The organism is Clostridium sp. MB05, assembly GCF_046581255.1.
Taxonomy (GTDB): Bacteria; Bacillota; Clostridia; order Clostridiales; family Clostridiaceae; genus Clostridium.
Genome location: NZ_CP174370.1, coordinates 2,386,746 through 2,411,857, shown reverse-complemented (window position 1 = coordinate 2,411,857; position 25,112 = coordinate 2,386,746). Strand labels below are relative to the sequence as shown.

23 protein-coding genes are annotated in these 25,112 nt (G+C 27.6%); 19 read left to right on the top strand and 4 right to left on the bottom strand.

What is annotated here, in order from left to right; translation table 11 throughout:
• Positions 1–2: 2 nt before the first annotated feature.
• Positions 3–1,154, bottom strand: a complete 1,152-nt coding sequence (locus tag ACH36K_RS11205; protein ID WP_411167713.1) for a double-cubane-cluster-containing anaerobic reductase — start codon at positions 1,152–1,154, stop codon at positions 3–5.
• 580 nt (positions 1,155–1,734) lie between these two features.
• On the opposite strand from ACH36K_RS11205, the gene ACH36K_RS11200 reads away from it, so the two are divergent.
• The 7 genes from ACH36K_RS11200 to ybaK all read left to right on the top strand — a co-directional run bounded on the left by ACH36K_RS11200 (position 1,735) and on the right by ybaK (position 6,783).
• The gene (locus ACH36K_RS11200; RefSeq protein WP_411167712.1) at positions 1,735–2,061 is read left to right on the top strand and encodes an ArsR/SmtB family transcription factor; all 327 of its coding nucleotides are present in this window, start codon (positions 1,735–1,737) and stop codon (positions 2,059–2,061) included.
• Between the two features lie 24 nt (positions 2,062–2,085).
• Positions 2,086–2,454 (top strand): arsenite efflux transporter metallochaperone ArsD, encoded by a 369-nt coding sequence (arsD, locus tag ACH36K_RS11195; protein WP_411167711.1) that lies wholly within the window; start codon positions 2,086–2,088, stop codon positions 2,452–2,454.
• Between the two features lie 20 nt (positions 2,455–2,474).
• A complete protein-coding gene (gene arsA, locus ACH36K_RS11190) occupies positions 2,475–4,220 on the top strand; it encodes an arsenical pump-driving ATPase (protein ID WP_411167710.1) in 1,746 nt (581 codons plus the stop codon).
• A gap of 15 nt (positions 4,221–4,235) precedes the next feature.
• A complete protein-coding gene (locus ACH36K_RS11185; RefSeq protein ID WP_322459134.1) occupies positions 4,236–4,640 on the top strand; it encodes an arsenate reductase ArsC in 405 nt (134 codons plus the stop codon).
• Between the two features lie 9 nt (positions 4,641–4,649).
• Positions 4,650–5,705 carry an ACR3 family arsenite efflux transporter gene (gene arsB / locus ACH36K_RS11180; RefSeq protein WP_411167709.1) on the top strand — a complete coding sequence of 352 codons (1,056 nt, stop codon included), beginning with the start codon at positions 4,650–4,652 and terminating at the stop codon, positions 5,703–5,705.
• 51 nt (positions 5,706–5,756) lie between these two features.
• On the top strand, positions 5,757–5,954 hold the full coding sequence (locus ACH36K_RS11175; RefSeq protein WP_411167708.1) for a DUF4177 domain-containing protein: 198 nt from the start codon (positions 5,757–5,759) through the stop codon (positions 5,952–5,954).
• A gap of 361 nt (positions 5,955–6,315) precedes the next feature.
• Positions 6,316–6,783, top strand: a complete 468-nt coding sequence (gene ybaK / locus ACH36K_RS11170; protein WP_411167707.1) for a Cys-tRNA(Pro) deacylase — start codon at positions 6,316–6,318, stop codon at positions 6,781–6,783.
• 30 nt (positions 6,784–6,813) lie between these two features.
• Here ybaK and ACH36K_RS11165 read toward each other — a convergent pair whose 3' ends face one another.
• Complete coding sequence (locus tag ACH36K_RS11165) at positions 6,814–7,707, bottom strand: DUF1002 domain-containing protein (protein ID WP_411167706.1); 894 nt, start codon at positions 7,705–7,707, stop codon at positions 6,814–6,816.
• A 154-nt stretch (positions 7,708–7,861) separates the two neighbouring features.
• A complete protein-coding gene (locus ACH36K_RS11160) occupies positions 7,862–9,532 on the bottom strand; it encodes a DUF2207 domain-containing protein (RefSeq protein WP_411167705.1) in 1,671 nt (556 codons plus the stop codon).
• 163 nt (positions 9,533–9,695) lie between these two features.
• On the opposite strand from ACH36K_RS11160, the gene ACH36K_RS11155 reads away from it, so the two are divergent.
• The 8 genes from ACH36K_RS11155 (at position 9,696) to ACH36K_RS11120 (ending at position 18,996) form a co-directional block, all read left to right on the top strand.
• Positions 9,696–10,643, top strand: coding sequence for a hypothetical protein (locus ACH36K_RS11155; protein WP_411167704.1), 948 nt, complete (start codon positions 9,696–9,698; stop codon positions 10,641–10,643).
• Between the two features lie 220 nt (positions 10,644–10,863).
• On the top strand, positions 10,864–12,252 hold the full coding sequence (hydA, locus tag ACH36K_RS11150) for a dihydropyrimidinase (RefSeq protein WP_411167703.1): 1,389 nt from the start codon (positions 10,864–10,866) through the stop codon (positions 12,250–12,252).
• 124 nt (positions 12,253–12,376) lie between these two features.
• Positions 12,377–14,167, top strand: a complete 1,791-nt coding sequence (locus ACH36K_RS11145; protein WP_411167702.1) for a WG repeat-containing protein — start codon at positions 12,377–12,379, stop codon at positions 14,165–14,167.
• A gap of 235 nt (positions 14,168–14,402) precedes the next feature.
• Positions 14,403–15,140: a MurR/RpiR family transcriptional regulator gene (locus ACH36K_RS11140; RefSeq protein ID WP_411167701.1), complete on the top strand. Its 738-nt coding sequence runs from the start codon at positions 14,403–14,405 to the stop codon at positions 15,138–15,140.
• Between the two features lie 178 nt (positions 15,141–15,318).
• Positions 15,319–16,176, top strand: a complete 858-nt coding sequence (locus ACH36K_RS11135; RefSeq protein ID WP_411167700.1) for a tagatose bisphosphate family class II aldolase — start codon at positions 15,319–15,321, stop codon at positions 16,174–16,176.
• A 20-nt stretch (positions 16,177–16,196) separates the two neighbouring features.
• Positions 16,197–17,117 (top strand): 1-phosphofructokinase, encoded by a 921-nt coding sequence (gene pfkB / locus ACH36K_RS11130; protein WP_411167699.1) that lies wholly within the window; start codon positions 16,197–16,199, stop codon positions 17,115–17,117.
• Positions 17,118–18,527 carry a PTS fructose transporter subunit IIC gene (locus tag ACH36K_RS11125; RefSeq protein WP_411167698.1) on the top strand — a complete coding sequence of 470 codons (1,410 nt, stop codon included), beginning with the start codon at positions 17,118–17,120 and terminating at the stop codon, positions 18,525–18,527.
• A gap of 28 nt (positions 18,528–18,555) precedes the next feature.
• A complete protein-coding gene (locus ACH36K_RS11120; protein WP_411167697.1) occupies positions 18,556–18,996 on the top strand; it encodes a PTS sugar transporter subunit IIA in 441 nt (146 codons plus the stop codon).
• A gap of 105 nt (positions 18,997–19,101) precedes the next feature.
• On the opposite strand, the gene aspD is transcribed toward ACH36K_RS11120, so the two are convergent.
• On the bottom strand, positions 19,102–20,730 hold the full coding sequence (aspD, locus tag ACH36K_RS11115) for an aspartate 4-decarboxylase (protein ID WP_411167696.1): 1,629 nt from the start codon (positions 20,728–20,730) through the stop codon (positions 19,102–19,104).
• A 375-nt stretch (positions 20,731–21,105) separates the two neighbouring features.
• On the opposite strand from aspD, the gene ACH36K_RS11110 reads away from it, so the two are divergent.
• The 4 genes from ACH36K_RS11110 (at position 21,106) to ACH36K_RS11095 (ending at position 25,105) form a co-directional block, all read left to right on the top strand.
• Positions 21,106–22,125, top strand: a complete 1,020-nt coding sequence (locus ACH36K_RS11110; protein WP_411167695.1) for a homocysteine S-methyltransferase family protein — start codon at positions 21,106–21,108, stop codon at positions 22,123–22,125.
• A 212-nt stretch (positions 22,126–22,337) separates the two neighbouring features.
• Positions 22,338–23,537, top strand: coding sequence for an acetate/propionate family kinase (locus ACH36K_RS11105; RefSeq protein WP_411167694.1), 1,200 nt, complete (start codon positions 22,338–22,340; stop codon positions 23,535–23,537).
• A gap of 409 nt (positions 23,538–23,946) precedes the next feature.
• On the top strand, positions 23,947–24,138 hold the full coding sequence (locus ACH36K_RS11100) for a DUF1450 domain-containing protein (RefSeq protein ID WP_411167693.1): 192 nt from the start codon (positions 23,947–23,949) through the stop codon (positions 24,136–24,138).
• Positions 24,139–24,223: 85 nt separating this feature from the next.
• Positions 24,224–25,105 (top strand): DMT family transporter, encoded by an 882-nt coding sequence (locus ACH36K_RS11095; protein WP_411170691.1) that lies wholly within the window; start codon positions 24,224–24,226, stop codon positions 25,103–25,105.
• The last annotated feature ends 7 nt before the right edge of the window (positions 25,106–25,112 follow it).

Genomic DNA, 25,112 nt, shown 5'->3' with positions numbered 1-25,112 from the left:
AATTAAAGCATTTCTATAAAGGCAGCCATTCTTGTATTCAATTGACCAATATCACTAGTAGAAAAATCAGTTTCAACACTCATATATGGAATTTTCTTTTCGTTATTTGTGAACCTCTTTATAGAAAGTGTCTCAATATTATAAGTATGGCAAGCTGTTAAAATAACATCTACAACAGCATCAACTTTATAATCTTCAATCATCCTGTCAAGAAGCTTTATGCGATTTGGATTAGGAGTCATGCAAGAACATCCAATAGATAAATATTTACGAGCTAGTGCATCATAAACATCAGGATTTTCTTCATCAACTAGGTCCTCAACAGCTTTAGCTCCAGTACAATTTTCAAAAGCTACAACATATGCACCATTATCTTCAATAGCTTTTATAACTTTTTCAGTTGCAGCTCCTAAAGGGCAACCAGTAATTAGTATTCTAGGTTTAGATTCATATTTTTCATTGCTATCATATTCAGATTTAATTTTTTCTATTAAATCATATAATTGATTTGGAATAGCTTCTTTATCAAAAGAGAAGGTTGTCCCATTTAAAACTTTAAATATATCTTGTCCCTTTAAAGGTACAGGATCTAACTTTCCTAATTCATAAAACTCCTTAAGAGCTTTTCTTTCATTATTTTTTATTTTTATAGCTTTTCTTATGTTTTCTTCACTAATAGTTGTTTTAAATTGATTTTCTAAGGTATCTTTCAATCTTATAATTTCATTTTTCCAAAGTTTAAAGCCATCTTCACTTTGAGAGTTTGGTAATTCCATAACATGAACAGGTTTAAACTCTGAAAGATATTCATACATTTTCTTTTTTCCATCACAGGTAGTTTCTCCAACAACTAAATCTGAAAAATAGAAAAATGGACATTTATCTGTCTTTCCAAAACCATAGCTAGATTTAATCAATGGGCATAGATTACGAGGTAAATCCTGTTCAGCATCTGGGATGGTTTCATCAGAAGAAGCACATAGTGAAACTGTTGAAGCTCCCATAGCTAAAGCTATTTCTTGAGGAAAGTATGTGCAAAATACACCGATTAAAGGAATATCTTTTTCTTTAAGTTCTTTGGCTGTAAGAAATGAGTTTCTTCTTATTTCTCCAAAGGTCTCGAAAATTTCTGGTAATTCTTTTTGTAGTTTCATAAATCTCAATCTCCTTTTGAGTTAGTGAATTATATAAAAACAAGAAATAAAAAACTTGTTTATATATCTAAAGAGTTAAAACCATAGTAGAATTTAAAATATTAAAAATGTAGTATGTATTTTTAATTAACATATTTTATTTATAGTAATATTTTACCATAAAATTACTAAGATAGTAAATTATTTTACATTATATACAAATTTAAACAAAAAAATCGCAATGATAAATAGAAATAATAGTATGAAATTACAATTTAATAAAGGATTCAGAGATGAATTTCGAGATAAAATGGCGATGACAATAGCATATTTAAAAAAGAAATTTTGTTATTATTTCTGTTTTTCATCTAGATTTGATATTAGTAATAAAAAATAATATTTTATTAATCTTAACAATAAATTTTAAGTTATTAAAATTTGTTACTATATAATAGTAACAAAGTCAATGTTAAATCATATTATATAGATATATATCAATATGAGGTTTTATAATATAAGTAATAATCAGCTATATATTGACGATATATAGATAATACTCTATATTAATATATAGAAGGTTATCTATATAAGGAGGGTTAGTATGAATAATAATTATGAAGTAAATGCAAAAATTTTTAAAGCACTAGGAGATCCTAATAGATTAAAAATACTAGATATTTTATCTTGTGGTGAAAAATGTGCTTGTGATTTACTAGAAAATTTTAATTTCACTCAACCTACATTATCTCATCATATAAAAGTTTTAACTGAATGTGGGTTAGTATTATCGAGGAAAGAAGGCATATGGAATTATTATAAATTACATACCACTAATGCTAACAGGTTAATATTAAATTTAATGAATATAGTTACTGATACAGAAGAATGTATTTGTAAGCAAAAGGAATGCGTATGTAAAAATGATTAAAAATTTAAAGGAGTGTGTATTATTATGAAAAAAATGATTATCTTTGATCCAGCAATGTGTTGTTCCACAGGAGTTTGTGGACCATCTGTAAATCCAGAACTTTTAAGGGTTTCTACAATAATAAATAACTTAAACAGTAAGGGAATATTAGTTGAGAGGTATAACTTAACAAATAATCCTCAAATATTTGTTGATAACAAAACAATAAATGAAGTTTTAATGAAAAAGGGAGTTGATGTGCTTCCAGTAACAATGGTTGATGGTGAGATTGTAAAAGTAGGTAGTTATCCTACTAACGATGAATTTTATACTCTATTAGGAATATCTGCGGAGCTATTAAAATCAGAATCTAAAAAAACTAACAATTGCTGTTGTAAAGGTGGATGCTGTTAAATTTAAAAGGAGTGATATAGGTGTACAAAGCATTTGATATAAAAGAGATAAACTTAACTAAATATTTATTCTTCACTGGAAAAGGTGGAGTAGGTAAGACTTCAACAGCTTGTGCAACAGCAGTATCTTTAGCTGATGAAGGTAAGAAGATAATGTTGATTAGTACAGATCCAGCATCTAATCTTCAAGATGTTTTTAATACAAAGTTAAATAATAAAGGAGTTCAAATAAAGGATGTTCCTAATTTAGTAGTTGCTAATTTTGATCCTGAAGTAGCAGCAGAAGAATATAAAGAAAGTGTTATAGCGCCATATAGAGGAAAATTACCAGAAGCTGTGTTAAATAATATGGAAGAACAACTTTCGGGTTCTTGTACTGTAGAAATTGCTGCTTTTAATGAGTTTTCTTCATTTATTACTGATGAAAAAGCAGCTAATGAGTTTGATCATATAATTTTTGATACTGCTCCAACTGGCCATACATTAAGAATGCTTCAGTTACCATCAGCTTGGAGCAATTTTATAAGTGAAAATACTCATGGAGCATCATGTTTAGGACAATTATCAGGACTTGAAAGTAAAAAAGAAGTTTATAAAAATGCAGTTTCTAATTTAGCTGATGACAAGAAGACTACACTTATTCTAGTTTCAAGACCAGAACCATCACCATTAAAAGAAGCTGAAAGAGCATCAAATGAACTTAAAGATATAGGCGTGAAAAACCAAATATTAGTTATAAATGTAGTTTTACAAAGTCATGATGATGAATTATCTACTGCATTATATGATAAACAACAAAGTGCATTAGAAGAGATTCCAAAAGGATTAAAAAATCTTATCACTTACGAAATACCATTAAGACCTTATAATATAACAGGACTTGAAAACGTAAGATCATTATTGAAAAATAATAATATTAAAGTAAGCACAGATTTAGTAAATGCAACATCTATTCCAAGATTAAATAATGTTATAGATAATTTATTCAATACTAATAAAAAAGTTATTTTTACAATGGGAAAAGGCGGAGTAGGTAAAACAACTATTGCAGCAGCTATAGCAATTGGATTAGCTAAAAAGGGAAAGAAGGTTCACTTAACGACAACAGATCCAGCAGCTCATTTAAACTTTGTTATAGATGAAGGTCATGGAATAACTTTGAGTAGTATTGATGAAAAAGAAGAACTAGAAAAGTATAAGGAAGAAGTTTTAAGTAAAGCAAGAGAAACAATGGGTGACGCTGATATTGAGTATATTGAAGAAGATTTAAGATCACCTTGTACTCAAGAAATTGCAGTTTTTAGAGCTTTTGCTGAGATAGTTGAAAAGTCAGAAAATGAAGTTGTTGTTATAGATACTGCACCTACTGGTCATACCTTATTACTTCTAGATTCAACGCAAAGCTATCATAGAGAGATTCAAAGATCAGAAGGGGATATACCAGAATCAGTTAAAAAGCTTTTACCTAAGCTAAGAAATGAAAAAGATACAGAAGTTATAATTGTAACTTTAGCTGAAACAACTCCTGTTTATGAGGCTATGAGATTACAGAAAGATTTAAACAGAGCAGGTATAAATAGTAAGTGGTGGGTTATAAACTCAAGCCTTTATGCAACTAATACAAGTAATTATATATTAAAAGCTAAAGCTAGCAATGAAATAAAGTGGATTAACAAAGTAGATGAAATATCAAATGGAAACTTTGCAGTAATAGAATGGAAAGCAGAAGAAGTAAAAGGAGACAAATTGTTAGAAATAATTAAATAGAAGGAGATATTAAAGATGAAAAAGAAGGTATCATTTATATGTGTTCATAACTCATGTAGATCACAAATGGCAGAAGCATTAGGTAAACTATATGGAAGCGAGGTTTTTGAAAGTTATTCAGCGGGAACTGAAACTAAACCTGAAATTAATCAAGATGCAGTAAGAATAATTAAGGAATTGTATAAAGTAGATATGAATGAAACTCAAAAGTCTAAACTACTTATTGATATACCAGATGTAGATATTGCTATAAAAATGGGATGTAATGTTGTGTGTCCTGTTATATTAGCTAGCCATGTTGAGGATTGGGGATTAGAAGATCCTACTGGTAAGAGTGATAAAGAATTTATTAAAGTCGCAAAAACTATAGAGGAAAAAGTAAAAGATTTAGCAAGAAGAATTAAAGATAATGAAATATAGGAGGTAATTATGGGGGAAGAAAATAAAGGAAAGGGACTGGGATTCTTCGAAAAGTACCTAACATTATGGGTTGCTGCTTGCATAGTTGTAGGAATATTAGTTGGTCAATTTTTACCTATTATTCCTGAAACATTAAACAAGTTTGAATATTACAATGTATCAATACCAGTAGCTATTTTGATATGGCTTATGATATATCCAATGATGTTAAAAATAGATTTTTCAAGTATTTTAAATGCTACAAAAAAGCCAAAAGGACTTATTGTGACTTGCGTGACAAATTGGTTAATAAAGCCATTTACAATGTATGCAATAGGAGCATTTTTCTTATTTGTAGTATTTAAGGGAATTATTGCACCTGAGTTAGCTAAGGAGTACTTAGCAGGAGCAGTTTTATTAGGAGCAGCACCTTGTACAGCTATGGTATTTGTATGGAGTCACTTAACTAAAGGAGATCCAGCTTATACTCTAGTTCAAGTAGCAGTAAATGACTTAATTATTTTAGTAGCTTTCGCACCTATAGTAGCATTTTTACTAGGTGTAAGTGATGTATCGATACCATTTGAAACTCTAATATTATCAACTGTATTATTTGTTGTAATTCCTTTAGTACTAGGTTTTGGTACAAGAACTTTAGTAATTAAAAGCAAGGGGAAGGATTATTTTGAAAATGTATTTTTAAAAAAGTTTGATAATGTAACTATAGTAGGATTACTTTTAACTTTAATAATAATATTTTCATTCCAAGGGGATACTATATTAAACAATCCAATTCACATATTATTAATTGCAATTCCGCTTACAATTCAAACTTTTTTAATTTTCGGATTTGCATATATTTGGGCAAAGCTTTGGAATCTACCTCACAATATTGCAGCACCAGCTGGAATGATAGGAGCAAGTAATTTTTTTGAACTTGCAGTAGCAGTAGCAATTTCACTTTTTGGCTTACAATCAGGAGCTGCACTTGCAACGGTAGTTGGGGTTTTAGTTGAAGTTCCGGTAATGTTAACTTTAGTTAAAATTGCAAACAAAACAAGAAAGTGGTTTCCTATTGAAAAGTAGAATAATATTTTATGTATTAATATTAATAATAGAAAGGAGGTCATATGATTTATGAAGTGGGAATACAAAGTTATTGAAATAAACTCCATAAAAGGATTAGGTGATTCAGAAGAATTACAGAAAGAGCTTAACAATTATGGAGAAGCAGGATGGGAATTAGTAGGGGGATTAACAAAGCCTCATGAAGGAGTAGGGTGGATTCCAAAGTCAGATGAAGGGTCAGTAATATTTAAAAGGGAAATTGTTTAATCATTAAAAATGTTATTACATTGATTAATAAAATAGAGAATTACGTAATAAAGGTGATAATATGATTTTAAATGTAAAAATAGCCAGTATAGAAATTAATTAATTAATGGTCCGCTAAAACACATAAATTAAATTTTATATACCAGCTAGTTTGATTATATAATATATAAAGGAATAGAGTAAAGTATTATCTTTACTCTATTTTTATGAAATAGAAGTATAAAAATAATAGATGAATCATAAAAAAGTGGTTCCTGAATTTCAATAAATGATAATCTTTTTATTAAATTATTTTATGGTATGCTTTAAATAGTAATATTTATATAAAGTGATATAATTATATTATTTGGAGGTATACTACATGGATGAAAAAACAAATGTAATGAGAATTTTAGATAAAAAGAAAATTAAATATAATAGCTACTGCTATTCAAATACTGATGCTATAAGTGGATTGGAAGTTGCTGAGGTATTAGGAGAAGATCCTAATCAGGTTTTTAAAACACTTGTAACAGTTGGAAAATCAAAGAATTATTATGTTTTTGTAATACCAGTAGAAAAAGAATTAAATTTAAAAAAAGGTGCAAAGAGTGTTGGTGAGAAATCTATTGAAATGATAAAATCAAAAGAATTATTGCCATTAACAGGATACATTCATGGAGGATGTTCACCTATTGGAATGAAGAAATCTTTCGTTACTACAATTGATATATCTGTTGAGGAGCTTGAAACATTTATTTTTAGTGCTGGTAAAATAGGATATCAAGTAGAACTAAGTTTAGATGAATTAAGTAAAGTTATCAGGTTTCAGTTAGCAGATATAGTATAAATAATAAAAAACTCCCCTTTGGGAGTTTTTTTATTTATTAAATAAGCTTTCTATCCAACTAAAAATTTCAGAGAAAAAATTACCTATTGCATCAAAAAGACCTTGAAAAAATCCACTATCTTGAATATCCTTGCCAGACTTTTTAAGTGCGTCTGATATCTGATTACCTATATTTTTTAAGGTATCTTTAACATTATCGTAATCTATATCTAAGTCATTTATATTAACCATTAAAGCTTTTATTTCTTCTTTTTGTTCATCTGATATTTGAACTGTATAATTCTTTGTAACATTATCAACTATTTTAGAAATTTCTTCACTGTTTTTTGGTGCTTCTTTTATAACTTTTGTTTTTACATCATTTATAACTTTAGCAGCTTCGTCATATCCAATTTCTTCTCCAAGCTCTGAAGTAGTTTCTATTTCTTCTTGTGCTGTCTTTTTATTTTTTAATGATAACTCTTCACCTTTAGCACTTTCAAAACCCTTTAATATTCCTGATAAAGCAGAAGTTCCTGTAACAGGAAATGGTGAACTTGCTTTAATTTCAGCATTAGTTACTCCAGATGTAACTAGAGCATTTGAAAGCATAAGAGAGGTTACTTCAGTTAAATTATTAGATTTTACTTGTATCCCACCATTATTAGTAAGTTTAACGTAAGAAGAAGAGTAGCATCCTCCTTGATAATTTGATTTATCATTAGGATCTAGACCTAATTGTTTGATTATATCATCATTAGTTATTCTATCTATACTAACTTCATTTTCTGAAACTCCAAATTCTTTTAACATTTGAGCTTCTTGAGCATCTGTTAAGTCAATACCAAAAGTTACTCTTTCCTTATTTTGAGCTTGTACAGTAAAACTAAATAAAGAAAGAGCAACAGTACAAGCTGTAATTAGCTTTAGTATATTTTTTTTCATAATAAAACTCCTTTTTAAAATATAATATTACTTTACTTTAATATTATAAAAGAAACTAAAAAAATAGAAGGCTTTTAAGATTTATTTAAGAATTTACTAACAAAAATTTAAAATATAAAAGGAAGTCTAATAAAATAGACCTCCTTGATTGATATTAAAAAGCACCAGAATCTCCGCCACCACCACCAGAGAAACCTCCTCCAGATGAAAAATCATTAAAACTATTGTTGCTAAAATCCATGCTATTATTAAAGTTTGAATTATTGTTGTAATTATTATTTGTTGAATTGTGTATTTCATTAAATAAAAATGCATTAGTCATATAATAACTATAAAAAGAAGTATTAAAATTATTATCAAAAAGAGAGTTGTCTTTAATGTCTTTTGGATCTATCTCCAAATCATAATAACTTATTCCTAATGCAGAAGCATATATAATTGATTCTTTTATATTAGATATATTTTTACTATTTATTAGCGACAATAAATATTTTTTATAAGCAAACCACTTAAGATATTCGTTATAAGCATCGTTAGTCAATACTTCTTTATCTTTAATATTTATATAATAATTGTTAGATCTTCCATTTAATCTAATTTCGTTTATAAAGTCCCAATAGGAATTATGAAAGTTTTTAGCTATATTTTTACTGACATCAATTTTTGTTTTTATAGAGTTTAATGAAAATTCATTATTACTATCTTCATATGTCTTAAACCAATCCATTAATACTTTTAGATGTGAATATTCACATTTTGAGCTATCCTTTATTCTTTTAAACTTAACATTAACAAGTTCATTTTCATCTGATAGATCACTGCTTAACTTATAAAAACCTTTATTTGCAAGATACATAAGAGTAGAAGGAACTATAGACCATTGAATATTATTCTTATCATATAAATATGCAACTAAAGTAGGACTTAAATTAGAAGGAGGAGAAGTTAATACATCCTCTTCTATAAAAACAAAATTTGATCTATATTCATTTAAAGCTTCATTGAAGATCTTTTTTGAGCGTTTGCTTGAAAGATAGAAAGTTAAAGCTATTAATAAAATTAATGAAGATGGAATTAGTATAGGTAATAACATATTAGAAGAATCTTTTGCTACATGTTTATTCATATTGTTGTCTATAATATTTGTATTATTATGTTTGTCTACTGATGGTGTTGTAATAAATTCTTTTTGAAACCTTAAATCAATACCTAAATCAGAAGTTAAATTTTCTCCATTAATTTTAATTTTATTTTCTGTAGTTTCAGTACTAAAGCTACCATCACCATAAACTGTGTAATACAGATTATTAGCATTAAAATTAGTTGAATTCAAATTGATATTTAGTTCAATATCATTAACTGGATGTTCTTTTGAGGCAGTGTAAAAGCTCCAGTTTAATGAACTAAAATCTTCATACTTTACAGCAGCAGAGTTTAGTAAATACTGAATTTTAAATTTCTTTTTTTCATTGATACTTTTAGAATAAATTTTTACTTGAACTTTATCACCAGTATTTATAATTTCATAGCTATTATTTGATTTATCATCTTTGTTTTCTAAAGTATATAATCCATCATTATCTTCTATTGTTACATTGTAAATTGAATATCCTTTAGAACCATTTAAATTTAAATTTAAATAGATACCATTAAAATCTCCATTAAAAGTATAAGTAAATTCATCATTTACTAAAATATCTCCATTACTTTGTATCTCTGCATTTACCAATAAATTATCAATTGAATAATATTTATTGTCTGCATATACAATAACAGGAATTGTTAATGAAAATAATAAAGTTAAAAAGAAAATTAGTTTTTTCATTATTTTTACCCCCTTATATTTATTAGGATAGCATATAATATGTATTTTCTCCATATTCCTAAATAGTATTTAGATAGAATTAATGTTCCTTTTGATTAATGTTTTTATTAAAAACAAAATACTGTATAATAGAATATATGGGAATTATTAGGAGGTTGGATTAATGAAAAGAATATTTGAATTAACAACAAGTGACATTGAAGGACTAAATAAGAATGCTCTTAAGGATATAATAAAGAACTCTGAGGGTAGAACTGTTATGTCAGAAACTATTATTAGTTATACTCCATATATAAGAGAAGTATCTAATTTAGAACTTGCTGCAAGCTTTGGTGCAGATATGATAACATTAAATACATTTAACTTTGAAAAACCATTTATTTTTGGTATTGATGGTGGAGCTAATTTACTTTTAAGTATTGATAACTTAGCTACTAAAATAGGAGATCAAATTAAGTATAATTTAACTAACAAAGATTATATAAAGAATGTAAGAAAGCTTGTTGGTAGAATGATAGGCGTAAATTTAGAGCCTGTACCAGATGGAAGTACTTATGAAAGAGGATATAGATTAAATAAAGAAAATCTTGAAAGAGTTAAGGAATACGGGTTTGACTATATAGTTATAACTGGAAATCCCAATACAGGTGTTAATGAAAATACTATTTGTGAAGGAATAAAGCTTGCTAAGGAAATATTAGGGGATAGTACTTTAATAATAGCTGGAAAAATGCATGGAGCTGGTAGTGGGAATATATATGATGAAAATGCTATAAAAAGGTTTATAGATTGTGGTGCAGATGTTATATTAATTCCAGCACCAGGAACTGTGCCAGGGTATGATTTAGATTTAGCAAAGAAAATAATAACTCTTATTCATGAAAATGAAGCTCTTGCAATGACTACAATAGGAACTTCACAAGAAGGTTCAAGTAAAAGCATAATAGAACAAATAGCTTTAAACTCTAAGATGGCGGGAGCTGATATTCAACATATTGGAGATTGTGGAACTTTTGGAATAGCCTTACCTGAAAATATAATGGCACTTTCAGTTACAATAAGAGGAGTTAGACATACTTATAGAAGAATGGCACAATCAATATTAAGATAAAAATATTGATTATTTACAATAAAGTTTTAATGATATTTTATATTGCTAAAGCTTTATTGCTTATCAAAATAATAATTAATTCTCAAAATGATATTAAATTAGACTAGGAATTTAGTCACTGTAATCAAATATCATTTGGCATATTCATTGCTAATATATAATAAATAATGTAAGCGGTATTGTATATTATAAATTCATGTAAGAAAGAGAAGTGAATCCAATGTCATTACTAATAAAAAACGGGACAATTGTGACAGCTAGTGATACATATATAGGAGATGTATATATTGAGGATGGTATTATAAAAGAAATTGGAGTAAATATAGATAGATCTAGTGAAGAAATAATAGATGCTAAAGGCAAGTATGTTTTACCAGGCGGGGTAGATGTTCATACTCATTTAAATTTGGATGTAGGAATTGCAGTTGCAAATGATGATTTTTACACAGGAACAGCAGCAGCAGCTTGTGGAGGGACAACTACCATAGTTGATCACATGGGTTTTGGACCAAAGGGATGTAATTTAAAACATCAAGTTGATGTATATCATGGATATGCTAATAAAAATGCAGTAATAGATTACAGTTTTCATGGAGTTATACAGCATGTAAATGAAGAAATACTTAATGAAATGGAAGAGATAGTTAATGAAGAAGGGATACCAAGCTTTAAGGTTTATTTAACATATGATTATATGGTTAATGATGAAGAAGTTTTAAAGGTATTAAATAGACTTAAAGACCTTGGAGGAATTACAACTGTTCATTGTGAAAACCATGGAAGTATAAAACTTTTAAGAGAGCATTATGTGAAAAATGGATTAAAGACTCCTAAGTATCATCCATTAAGTAGACCTGTAGAAGCGGAAGGTGAGGCTGTAAATAGAATGATCAACTTAACATCTATTGCGGAGGATGCACCCCTTTATATAGTTCATCTATCATCAGCTTTAGGATTAAGTTATATAAAAATGGCAAGAGATAGAGGGCAGAATATATATGCTGAGACATGTCCTCAATATCTAGTTTTAGAAGATAGCAAATACGATTTAGAAAATAATGAAGGATTAAAATATATTATGAGTCCTCCATTGAGAAAAGAAAAAGATATAAACTCTTTATGGGAAGGCATTAGTAATGGGTATATACAAACTATAGCAACAGATCATTGTCCATTTTCATTTAGTAAGGATAAACAACTTGGAAAAGATGATTTTACAAAATGTCCAAATGGAGCTCCAGGAATAGAAGAAAGAATGCCTTTAATTTTTTCAGAGGGAGTAATGAAAGGAAAAATCACTATAAATAAATTTGTTGAAGTGTGCTGTACAAATCCAGCTAAAGTATTTGGATTGTATCCTAAAAAAGGATCAATACAAGTAGGAGCAGACGGAGATATAGTTATAATTGATCCTAATATAGAAAAAATCATAACAAATAGCGAGTTACATTCAAATGTTGATTATACGGCTTATGAAGGAATTAAAGTAAAAGGATATCCTATATACACTATATTAAGAGGTGAAATTATAGCCAAAGATAATAAGTTTATAGGAAAAAAAGGATTTGGAAAATTTATAAAGAGAAAAGATTTATTTAAATCTTTATAATGGAAGTAGGAGATAAGAATAATTATCTCCTATTTCTATTATAGAGGTATTATTTAAAATAGTGTGTCTAATACATAAATATATAAATATAATAGCTATTATTAATAAATTTTTGAGAGGCTATATGAAAAGAAAAAAACATAAAAAAGAAAATAAAAAGAAAAATATTAAAAACAGGGACTTTTACTTGTATCCAGCTCTTACTAATACTATAAATGGTAAGAGATATGGATATATAAATAAAGATAAAAATATTATAATTCCATTTAAATTCAATATCGCATACGATTTTAATAATTATGGGGTAGCAATAGTTTTAGAGGATAGTATTTTTAGGCTAATTGATACAAAAGGAAATTATATATCTACTGAGAAATATGAAAGTATAAATCCTTATAAAGAAAATAGAGCAGTTTATGTACAAAATTCAAAAATGGGAGTATTAGATGAAAAAGGATATAAAATAACAGAAGCAAAGTACGACTATATAGGAAATTATAATAATGGACGTGCTGTAATAGAGAAAAAAATTGATAACAATTATAAATACGGATATATAGATTTAGATGGGAATGAGATAGTCGAATATAAGTATATGGAAGCTTCTGATTTTAATGATGGATTTGCCGTAGTGAAAGTTAAGGATGAAGAATTCGCTTTAATAGATTTAAATGGAAATTTGGTTAACACTTACAATTATCAGTACGTTGGCTCATATGGGGAAGGCTTAATGACATTTTCTAGACTTCTAGGTGGACCTTATGGATATATAAATAAAGAGGGTGAAATAGTTATATCACCTAAATATGCATATGCTGATAAATTTAATGATGGAGCAGCTATAGTTAGTTTAGAATTTAAAGCAAATGGGACATTTGGAGTTATTGATAAATTAGGAAAAGCTATTTATGGTGAAATATATAATGACATTAGATACTTAGGAGAAGAAAAATTAGCATTAGGCTTGCCAATAGGAAAAGATAAACTCGTAACTAGAAGCATTTATGCTATTGCAGATACAAGTGGAACACTTTTAACAAAATTTATATATAGAGAAGTAGGCAGTTTTTTTAATGGTTTATCATATGCATCAGATGAGAAAAAAACATTTTTTATAGATAAAAATGGGGTAGTAGTTAAGGACTTACCAATAGTTGAAGGTAGTGGAGAATTAAGATTAAAGGGAGATTTAATATATGCAGATATAGATTATTCACCATATTATTTAGATAAAAATAAAAATATAGTATATGAAGCAAATAAAGAAATTAAATTAAGTAAAGATTACTCAATTTTTATTAATAAATATAAACCTAATATTAATTATTTAATATATATACCTAGTGTAACTGGATTGAAAAGTAAAGAGGTAGAAGAGAACATAAACTTAAAATTAAAAGAGATGTCTTTATTTAGACCTTATGATGAAGATAAAAAAGTAGAAAATATAATTATAACTAGTGAAGATGTATTAACTTATGATTACTATGGAAATTTTACTATTCTATTCTATAAAAATAATATATTAACATTAGATTTACTTGGATACTATTATCCATTAGGTGCAGCTCATGGAATGCCTACAAGAAAAACACCTACTATAAATTTAATTACAGGTGATTTTTATAAATTAGAAGATTTATTTAAAGTAAGTTCAAATTGGAAAGATGAATTAAATAAAATAATAGATGAAATGATAAAAAAAGATCCTAAGTATGAATATGTATTTAAGGATGCGTTTAAGGGCATAACAGAAAATCAAGATTTTTATATAGATGAAAACAATTTATATATTTACTATCCTCCATATGAAATAGGACCTTATTCTGCTGGATTTATTACATTCAAGATACCTTTTAGCAATATTGATATGCTTTTAAATAAAGAAGGGGATTTTTATAAATATTTAAAATAATAATTATGGAATCTATTACTAAAATTACTTGTAATAGATTCTGCACTTATATAATATACTCGTAAATGATAATAAAAATTAAAAAATATTATAACAATCTAAAAAATAACTTCAAACTAATGATTATTATGCAATTTAAGAATTATTTATAATAGTTAAAAACATGATTTATATGTATTAGTTATATTAAATATTATATAATTAAAGAAAATATATATTAAGTAAGGTGATAAAAATGATAATAGAGGTTAGCAATGAGTTGTTTGAGAAGCTTACCCCTACAGAAAAATCTGTAGTTGATTATATAAATTTAAATGTAAATAAGTTATCTAATATGTCTATTGTAGACGTCGCAGAGGAATCCTTTACTTCACCAGCAACTGTATCAAGAACAATTAAAAAGTGTGGGTTTGAGGGATTTTCAGAGTTAAGATATAAGGTTTCAGCTAAGGAAGAGCATAATTATGATTCTAAAAAAGTAAATGAAATACTAGGGAAATCTTTAATAGAAGTAACTAAAACTATTGAAAATATCTCCATAACAAATGTTTTAAATATAGTTAAAATAATTAAAGAATCTAAACGTATTTACATATTAGCAAGAGGTCTTACAGAGCTAGTTGCACAGGAGTTTAATTTAAAGCTTCAACTTTTAGGTTATAATACCTTTCTAATTGTAGATCCTAATATAATGATGAAAATTTGTAAAACAATAGATAGAGAAGATGTAGTTATTGCTTTTTCATTAAGATCAGAAACAAAAGAAATATTAGAATCAGTTAAAAGTGCAAAAAAATCAGGGGCAAGGGTGGTTACATGTTGCTGTGTAAGAAAAGGTATTTTAGAAGAGTATTCAGATGTAACATTAATTGGATACAAGCAATCTAGAACATCAATTAAAGAATTTGAAGTAACATCAAGGCTACCACTATATATTATTTCAAGAGCAATAATAGATTATTTAATAATATAGATAAAAAAGTATTTTGAAAATCAGATTAAAGCAATTTTCAAAATACTTTTTTTATTATAATCAAGTAAAATAGCCAAACTTACAGAGTAGCTTGAAAAATAACTTTGATTTTTGTGAAAACATTTTCTTAATATAAGTGATAAAATTAAATCATAGAAAAGAAAATTGGAGGTACATTATGAGAAGTATAATATCAACAAGAGAAATGTTAAAGAAAGCTCAAAGAGAAGGATATGCTGTACCAGCATTTAATATTCATAACTTAGAAACATTACAAGTAGTGGTAGATACAGCAGCTGAATTAAAATCACCAGTAATTTTAGCAGGTACACCATCAACAATAGCTTATGCAGGTGGAGAGTATATAGTAGCTATGGCAGAAGTTGCAGCTAAAAAGAATAACATTCCAATAGCAATACATTTAGATCATTATGAAGTAGTTGAGGAAATTAAGCATTTCGTAGACTTAGGCTTTAAATCAACAATGATAGATGCATCACATTCAGATTTTAAAAACAATGTAAAAATAGTAAAAGAGGTAGTTGAATATGCACATAAATTTGACGCAACAGTAGAAGCTGAACTTGGAAGACTAGGTGGACAAGAAGATGACTTAGTAGTAAATGAAAAAGATGCTATGTACACTAATCCAAAACAAGCAAAAGAATTTGTAGAAAGAACAGGAATAGATTCATTAGCAGTAGCTATTGGAACAACTCATGGTCTATATAGTGGAAAAGCAAAGATTGACTTTGATAGATTGAAGGAAATAAGAGATATGGTAGATGTACCACTAGTTTTACATGGAGCATCAGATGTACCAGATGAGTTAGTTAAGAAGGCTATTTCACTAGGAATATGCAAAGTTAATGTAGCAACAGATTTAAAAATACCATTTTCTGATGCAGTAAAGAAATACTTTATTGAAAATCCAGAGGCTAATGATCCAAGAAAGTATATGGCTCCTGGTAAAGAAGCTATGAAAAAAATAGTTGCTCATAAGATAATGGTTTGTGGAAGTAATGGACGAGCTTAATAGGAAAGGGGGAGAGTTTAATGATATATACACTAACAACTAATCCAGCAATAGATATGAATTTTACAGCAGAAAGTTACGAACCATTTAAGGTTAATAGAACAACTAACTTAAATTACTCTCCAAATGGTAAAGGAGTAAATGTATCTCTTGTGTTAAATCATTATGGAGTAGAAAGTAAAGCTTTAGGATTCTTTGGGGGATTTACAGGTAAGTTCATAGTAGATGAACTTGAGAAATTAGATATACAAGTAGGATCATTTTGGATTGATGAAGCAACTAGAATCAATGTTTTTATAGATACAGTAGATAGTAAAGAATTTAAATATGTTAATAAAGGGCCTTTTGTACCAAGAGAGATTCAAGAGAATCTATTAAGCTATTTAGAAAAATCTGAGGATTGTAGTTATTTGATTATAAGCGGAAGCTTACCTTTGAGTATAAATGAAGATTATTATGATGAGTTGTTACAGATATGTAGTAAGAGAAAAATTGATGTGATTTTAGATATAAGTTCAAAAAAATTAAAAGATTTACTAAAATATAATCCTTTATTAATTAAGCCAAATGATGAGGAAGTTAAAGATATATTTGGATTAGATATAAATAATGAAAAAGATGCTTTAGATGTATTAAAGTATTTAAAAAATGAAGGAGCTCAAAATATTCTTTTAACTTTAGGAGAAAAGGGAATGTATTTTTATAATGGTGAGAAAGCATATTATTGTACAGCACCTAAAATAAAACTTTTAAGCTCTGCTTGTGCAGGTGACTCATCATTAGCAGCATTTCTAAGTGAGTGGCTAAAAGGTAATAACATCGAATATGCATTAAAGAAATCTTCAGCAACTGGAGCAAATGTTGCTGAATCAAGTGGACTTGGAACTTTTAGCAAAGTTAATGAATATATAAATTTATTAGAGGTTAGGGAGGTAATTTAAATGAAAAAAATTATTGCTGTTACAGGATGTCCAACTGGTATTGCTCATACTTTTATGGCAGAGGAATCATTAAAAAAAGCAGCTAGGGAAATGGGTGTTGAAATTAAAGTTGAAACTAATGGTGCCATTGGTGTTGAAAATGAGTTAACCAAAAAAGATATAAAAGAAGCTGATGGTGTAATAATAGCTTCAGATAAAGATGCTAGAGTTGATAGATTTGTAGGGAAACCAATTATAGAAACTTCAGTGCAAGATGGAATACGTAAACCAAAAGAGCTTATTCAGGCTATATTAGATCGAAAGGCTCCTATAAAAAAGTCAATGATAGATGAAAATAAAAATAGTAATCAAAAAATAGAAAAGAAAGATGAAGTTATAGGGAAAGAATCATTTGGTAGAAGTATATATAAGCACTTAATGAATGGCGTTTCTCATATGTTACCATTTGTTGTTGCTGGTGGAGTATTAATTGCAATATCTTTTTTATGGGGAATATATTCAGCAGATCCAGCTTCAGATCAATATAATAAAATTGCAGCAATGCTTAAAGGAATAGGTGGAACAGCATTTTCCATGATAGTTCCAATATTTACTGCCTTTATAGCATCATCAATAGCAGGTAGGCCAGGTATGGTTGCAGGTTTTGTAGGTGGATTGATAGCAGCTTCAACAGGAGCTGGATTCTTAGGGGGAATAATTGCTGGTTTCTTTGCAGGATACTTAATGCTTGGATTAATTAAATTGTTAAAGGGACTTCCAAGACAATTCGAAGGTTTAAAATCAATTTTTTTATTACCTATACTTGGAATACTTGCAACAGGTATTTTAATGACTTTACTTGGTGAACCAGTAGCATATTTAAATAACTCAGTTATGAGTTGGCTTGCATCATTAGAATCTGCAAATCCAATACTCTTAGGACTAGTTATTGGTTGTATGGCAGCGTTTGATTTTGGTGGACCTGTAAATAAAGCAGCATATATTACTGGAACAATGCTTTTAGCACAAGGAAATTATTACTTTATGGCTGGTGTTTCAGCAGCGTGTATAACTCCTCCATTAGTAATAGCATTAGCGACAACAATATTTAAAAAACAATTTAATGAAGAAGATAGAGCAGCAGGTTTAGTTAACTATATCTTAGGGTTCACACATATAACAGAAGGAGCAATACCTTTTGCAGCTAAGGATCCATTGAGAGTTATTCCTATATTAATGGCAGGATCATCTGTATCAGCTATATTAACTTATTTAATGAAAGTTCAGGTTCCTGCACCACATGGTGGATTCTTAATACTTCCAATAGTAGAAAAACCATTTGTTTGGGTAGGATGTATTTTAATTGGTTCATTAGTTGGAGCTATATTATATGGATTATATAAAACAAACTTAAATAAAAAATTATCATAAATAAAAAGCTTTAAAGGAGATTTTTACTATGGAATTAAAAGATTTAATTAAAGAAAGTACAATAAAACTAGAACTTGTTTCTACAGATAAAAATTCAGTTTTAGATGAAATGATTGAACTATTAGAAGATGATAAAGTAGTTACTGATAAGAATAAGTTTAAAGAAGATATATTGGCAAGGGAAGAATTAAGTAATACAGGCATTGGTTTTGAAATAGCTATTCCTCACGCAAAATCAAAAGCAGTAAAAGAACCAAGAATAGCAATTGGATTAGCTAAAAATGGGATAGATTATGGTTCAATAGATGGACAAGATATAAAAATGATTTTTATGATTGCAGTTAATGAAGAACAAAGTGATTTACATTTAAGGGCTTTAGCAAATCTCTCAAGAAAGTTAATGCATACGGAATTTAGAGAAGGTATATTAAATTGTAAATCTAAAAAAGAAATAATTTATATGTTATAGAGTGAAAAGGGGCTATTTTAAATAGTCCCTTTTCATAATAAATTATATAAAGATAATTTATTATAGATATGTTTTATTTAGGTTATTTTATTTATTTAATCTTTTTTAGATAGTAATTGATTCCCATTTAAATACAAATTCATCAAGTATCTTACGAATTGTTTTGCCTATAATAGAATAGTCTTCATCTCTTAAATTTGCTAATGAAATTCTTATAGACCATTCTGGTCCGTCAAATCCAGCTCCGCTTAATAGTACTATTGATGACTCTTGTGCTAATCTATAGAGTACTTCAACAGGCTTATAATTATCTTCAAGATATTTTGCAAATTTTTTACCGTAATTAGAATTTGCCCATTCTAATAAATCAAATTCTGTGTAGTATGATGCATCATAGATGTCTTTTCTTAAATCTAAACCAAGGCCATCAAATAATAATTTTTGACGCCTATGACAAATTTCTATAGTTTGATTTTTATATTTATTTTTATCATCCAACAAGGAAAAAGCACAAAAAAATGCCATTTGAACTTGTTGAGGTGTAGAAAGTCCAGCTGTATGATTTAAAGCAACTTGCCTACTATCAGCAACAATTCTATCTATAAAAAGAATATTTTCTGGATTTAATTGCATGGCACTATATCTTCTATTTAAGATCTCCTTGTTATCTTTAGATAGATTATTAAGAAGTTTATCAAATACATTTTCTTCATGAATTGCTATTGTACCTAACCTCCACCCAGTAACTCCAAAATATTTAGAAAATGAATAGACCCCTATAGTATTATAAGGTAAATCTGCCATTAGTGACCTAAATTGAGGAAGAAAGGTTCCATAAACATCATCAGATATTATCATTAAATCCTTATTATATTCTGTTACAATAGAAACTAAATTTTTTCTACATTCATTACTTAAAGAAACAGAAGGTGGATTACTTGGATTAACTATAAATAATGCTTTTATAGAAGTATCTTTAAGTTTTTCAAGCTCTGATAAAGGATATTGCCAGGTATGTGTTCCATTAGCTGTTATCTCAGAGGCTTTTATTGGAATTATTTCTAAATCATATCTAGGTAAATGAGGTATTTCTAAATATGGAGTAAAAATAGGCACCATTATAGCTATTTTATCTTTAGGATTTAATAGCATATTTGAATTTAAAGTGTCAAATATATAGCACATTGCAGCAGTAGCACCCTCTACCGCAAAGATATTAAATCTACCAGCTGGAGGTTTATTGTAGCACATTTCTTGAACTAAGTAGTCATGGACTATTTGTTCTATATGAAATAGCATTCTATCTGGAAATGGGTAGTTATCTCCAATAATGGCATCTGTTAATTCATATAAATAATTATCAGCATCAAATTTTTTTTCTTTTATACCATATTCAATTATACTTTGTAGTAATTCAATTCCAGGTAAGCTTTTATTTTTAATTGCGAATTTATTGAATCTATCATAAATTCCCTGTTTTTTAGGTATTCCTGCTAAATCATTATGTCTAAAATCTCTTTTTGTTTCTTCAACGGCAAAAAGTCCAAAGGTAAAAAATGACTCTCTAGGAGTAGAAGCGGTCCAATTTGGATTCCCCCTACCAGCATCTAAAAGTGCACGAGTTGTTTTTTTATTTTCCCCCTTAGCTAACTCTATTAATTTATTTTTAAACTCAAATGGACTTATTTTACCATAGATTTTTTCAATTTCTTTACGTTGTAAATTTTTGTCCATATATTTTCTCCTTAATAAAAAATTTTATTTTAGTTTTTGTAGATAAGATAAATATTATTCCTTAAACATAATAATTTATTGAAAAATATTTACAATAAATTATAAAAAATATATATAGGTTCTATTAAAGTTTCTACATTTAATATAGTATTTCAATTTTTGTAAGTTATATATTTATAATATGATTTTAAAGAACCTAGATATGTAAAATTTAAAAATATATATGATTATAATTCGCTATTAAACTTGCATTTTGACTTTTAACTATTGATTTTAATTTAAACATAGATAATGTAGAATATTAATTAGAACATATATAATAGCTTAAACTTTATTTTAAGTAAGAAAAATAGCAGAGTAAAAGGGGAGTATATAATGAATCTGAATTTTGAAATAGTTAAGGATTTAGAAAAAAGAATATTAGTTATTGATGGGGCAATGGGAACTAATATTCAAAAATTTATGTTAAAAGAAGAAGATTATAGAGGAGAACTTTTAAAGAACTTTAAATTTAATCAAAAGGGTAATAATGATTTATTAAGTATAACTAATCCTAAGATTATTGATTCAATACATAGAAAATTTTTAGATGTTGGTGCAGATATAATTGAAACTAATACACTAAATTCCAATAAAATATCACAAAAGGACTTTGGTCTTCAACACTTAGTTTATGATTTGAATTATAAGAGTGCTAAACTAGCAAAAAAAGCTTGTGCTGATTACCTAAAAAAGGACGGTAAGAAAAGATATGTTGCAGGTGCAGTAGGACCAACAAATAAGATGGTTTCTTTATCTTTAGATATTGAAAATTCTAAGTGTGGTAATATTTCTTTTAATGAATTGAAAGATGCTTATAAAGAACAAATAGCTGCTTTAATGGATGGAGGAGTAGATTTAATTTTAATAGAAACTATTTTTTCCTCATTAAATGCTAAAGCTGCTATTATGGCCTCCAATGAAGTTTTTAGATTTAAAAATAGAGATCTTCCTATAATGATATCAGGAACAATATCAAATGAATCTGGAAAACTCTTCTCTGGAGAAAAATTTTCAGACTTTGCTAAGTCTATAAAAGATGAAAATGTAATTTCAGTGGGATTAAATTGTTCATTTGGATCAAAAAATTTAAATCCATTTATAAAGGAATTATCAGAAATACAAGATTTCTTTGTATCTGTATATCCAAATGCAGGATTACCAGACAAATTAGGACTTTATGAGGAATCTCCAGAGATAACATTAAAATATATTGAAGAAATGCTAAAGGAGTGCTACTTGAATATTGTAGGTGGTTGCTGTGGTACTACTTATGAACATATAAGATTAATTTCAAATGTATCTAAAAAATACAAGCCAAGAATTATAAGAAAATTTTCAAGTTCAAATATATAATAAATTAAAACGATTAAATTTAAAAATAAGAGGGATAAAAATTTCAGTAAAATAGAGAAAAGTGCTAAATACATAACCTTGTTTAGTTTTATTATAAATTTTTATAGAAAAAAGGATAATCAATGAATTTGAATATATAGATTTTTAGTGTATTATATAAATAATGAGACAAATGAATATAATGAAACAAATGAATGTGAGGGAGATTATTTATGAAAACTTTAGTAATCAATTGTGGAAGTTCATCGTTGAAGTATCAATTAATTGATATGAGTACAGAAGAATCATTAGTTCAAGGACTTGTAGAGAGAATTGGAATTGATGGCTCTATATTAACTCAAAAAGTAGAAGGAAAAGATAAATACATAATTAAAGAATCAATGCCAAATCATAAAGCAGCTATTAAATTAGTTTTAGAAGCCTTAGTAAATAAAGAACATGGTGTTATTAAATCTATGGATGAAATATCTTCTGTTGGACATAGAGTTGTTCATGGTGGAGAAAAATATTCGGAATCTGTAGTTATAGATGATAAAGTTTTAGAGTCAATTAGAGATTGCATATCTCTTGCACCACTTCATAATCCACCAAATATAGTTGGGATTGAAGCTTGTAGAGAGCTTATGCCAAATACTCCTATGGTAGCAGTATTTGATACGGCTTTCCATCAAACTATGCCAAAGGAAGCATATATTTGTCCATTACCATATGAACTTTATGAAAAATACGGAATAAGAAAATATGGTTTCCATGGTACATCCCATAAATACGTTTCTGAAAAAGTTGCAGAGGTTATGGGGAAAGACATAGAGGATTTAAAAATAATAACATGTCATTTAGGAAATGGTTGTTCTTTAGCAGCTGTAAAGGGAGGAAAATCAATAGATACATCTATGGGATTCACACCTTTAGCTGGAGTTATGATGGGAACTAGATCAGGAAACATAGATCCATCTGTAATCAGTTTTCTTGTTGAAAATCAAGGATATAATATTAAGGAGATAGGTGACTTATTAAATAAAAAGTCAGGTGTCTTAGGAATATCAGGAGTATCTTCAGATTTTAGAGATGTTATCTCAGCAGCTGAAAATGGTAATGAAAGAGCAAAACTTGCTTTAGATATATTCCATTATAAAGTGAGAGCACAAATTGCTTCTTACGCTGGAATAATGGGTGGGGTTGATGTTATAGTATTTACAGCTGGTATAGGTGAAAATTCATCATTAACAAGAAAAGAATGTTTAAGAGGATTAGAATTCCTAGGATTTACTATAAATGATGAAAAAAATTCAATTAGAGGTGAAATTCAAGAAATTTCAAATGAGGAATCAAAAGTTAAAGTTTATGAAATTCCTACAAATGAAGAATTAATGATTGCAAGAGATACTTTTAAATTAGTAAATAATAAATAATATAAAAAATAGTCTATATGTATCAAAAGCATATAGACTATTTTTATATTTATATGAATTATAAATATGTTTTACATAGAAGAAGTATTGATTGTACTTAGGTTTTTCTTTTAAAAAAATCTATACTTTTAAAAAATTTATTGTGTATTGGGACTAGGAAAATGATTTCGGATTAGATGTATATACTAATAGTCTACAGGATACAATACATATAAGATTCATATAAGTTCTTATTAAAAACGATTGATGAAAATTTAATTTTATAAAACCATAAAAATTCATATATTATTTAGAAATTTAAAGATTTTAAAAGCTAAATAAATCTTATTTAAATAATTAGAAGTTGTAAATAATAATCATTATTTGTATAATTACATTATAAGAAATTTAAATATAAAGGAGAAAAGTTATGATATCAGTTTGTCCAACATGTTCAGGAATAGAAATAGAAAAGTTAGAAGAAAAGTTTGGAAAAGATAATATAGAAGTAAGTTGTATTGGAGAATGTGGAGGTAGAGATGGGTTAATCATTGCTTATGCAAATGGAAAATATATCGAAGCTGAAACAGAAGAAGAGTTTATAAAACAAATAGAAGAATAGAATGCTTAACACCTTAGGGTAATATAACTCTAGGGTGTTAAATTTTTATAATTAAAATAGTATATAATGTATTAATAAAGGAGTGATAATAGTGAATAACTTAAGTAACAGGAATAAGGGGATAATATTTTTAATATTCTCAGCCTTTGGATTTGCAGCAATGTCTGCCTTTGTAAAGCTATCAGGAGATTTACCATCCTTTCAGAAGACTTTCTTTAGAAATATAGTATCCTGTGTTATAGCATTAGTGTTTATTATAAAAAATAAAGAAAGTTTTTTTGGAAAGAAAGAAAGTCAAAAGTTATTAATATTAAGATCTGTATTAGGAACCATCGGTATAGTTTTAAACTTTTATTCAATAGATAAGCTTGTTTTATCAGATGCAAATATGTTGAATAAGTTAAGTCCTTTTTTTATAATAATATTTTCAGCTTTATTTTTAAAAGAAAAAATTAACTTAAAGCAAATTTTGGCTATAATTATAGCTTTTATAGGAGCTCTTTTTATAATAAAGCCAAGCTTCAATTTAGATATGATTCCATCAATTATGGGATTTTTAGGAGCAATTTTTGCAGCTGGTGCATATACTTGTCTTAGAGTTTTAGGGGGAAAGGAAAAACATTATACAGTAGTATTCTATTTTTCATTATTTTCATCAATAGTAATTCTTCCATTTATGATGGCTGTATATACTCCTATGACTATAGAGCAACTAGCTTATTTAATAATGGCAGGGGTTTTTGCAAGTATAGGACAATTTGGAATAACTATTGCATATAAATATGCTCCAGCAAGGGAGATATCAATATTTGATTATTCAAATATAATATTCTCAGCTATAATAAGCTTTTTTGTTTTTGGAACATTACCAGATTATTTAAGCTTTATTGGTTATTTCATAATTTTTTTAGCCTCTTACTATATTTTTAGTTATAATAAAAGATTAGACAAGCTTGAGAGAAAATAATTTGCAA